The organism is Microbacterium karelineae, assembly GCF_009745985.1.
Lineage (GTDB): Bacteria > Actinomycetota > Actinomycetes > Actinomycetales > Microbacteriaceae > Microbacterium > Microbacterium karelineae.
In genome coordinates, this window is the sequence record NZ_WFIX01000096.1 from 1 (window position 1) to 350 (window position 350).

Below are 350 nucleotides of genomic sequence, written 5' to 3' on the forward strand. Positions count from 1 at the left end.
CTTACCGGAACAGGTAAGATCAAAAGAAAAAACGCTTACAAAAGCCACATCTTAACTAAGAAAGAAACTAAGCAGAAGAGAAATCTTACGTCTACTTCTTACGTAGCTAAAGTGGATGAGAAAAGCGTTCAACGTCAATTAGCAATTAAGTAGTTTTTATAAATCTATATTCGGTTTATAAGAATTCAAACAAATTCACAATTTTAACCCTGAAACGGTGCAAATAAGAGCAATAACACTGCCGCCCTTTTCAAAAAAACAATTTAAATTATGCCAAGATCAGTAAATGCCGTAGCTTCAAGAGCTCGCAGAAAGAAAATTTTTAAGCACGCTAAAGGTTATTTCGGAAG

At 34.0% G+C, this 350-nt stretch carries 1 protein-coding gene; it reads left to right on the forward strand.

Annotation, left to right across the window (positions count from 1 at the left end; genetic code table 11):
* The coding region (gene rpmI / locus GB932_RS22050; RefSeq protein WP_156758924.1) for a 50S ribosomal protein L35 at positions 1–153 on the forward strand (153 nt) is incomplete at its 5' end.
* Positions 154–350 lie beyond the last annotated feature (197 nt).